Annotated in this window: 1 protein-coding gene; it reads right to left on the bottom strand. The window is 38.4% G+C overall.

Annotation, left to right across the window (positions count from 1 at the left end; translation table 11 throughout):
* Positions 1–173: 173 nt before the first annotated feature.
* On the bottom strand, positions 174–510 hold a 337-nt coding region (locus AB5935_RS24905; RefSeq protein WP_410525547.1), incomplete at its 5' end, for an AMP-binding enzyme.

Below are 510 nucleotides of genomic sequence, written 5' to 3'. Positions count from 1 at the left end.
GGGTGACGATTTCATTTAGCAGCGTATAATACTTAGCTGCTACAACAAAAGCCGGATAAGACAATAATATAAATAATGAACGGTGAACTCTCTGCAAACAATCATGCAGTTCGTTCACCGTTCATCGTTTATTATATCGAAAAACGTTGTGTGTCCTTAAGCAATTACAGGCCCTAGATAATTTCTATTCCCTGCTCTTTACAAAGCTGTAATCCCAGATCTTTCAATCTGAACTTCTGAATCTTTCCACTACCTGTCATCGGGAATTCGTTCACAAAGAAGATATATTTCGGAATCTTATAACGGGATATCTTATTTCTACAGAAATCACGAACATCAGCTTCCTGCATTTTCACACCTTCCTGCAAGATAATAAATGCTCCGACTGCCTCACCGTATTTCTTAGAAGGAATACCTGCCACCTGAACATCTTTCACTCCATCAAGTTTATAAAGAAACTCTTCTATTTCGCGCGGATAAATATTCTCTCCACCTCGGATAATCATATCC

It is taken from the genome of Phocaeicola sp. RTP21198st1_B8_RTP21198_201120 (assembly GCF_040929485.1).
Lineage (GTDB): Bacteria > Bacteroidota > Bacteroidia > Bacteroidales > Bacteroidaceae > Phocaeicola > Phocaeicola dorei.
This window is presented reverse-complemented; position numbering and strand designations above follow the sequence as displayed.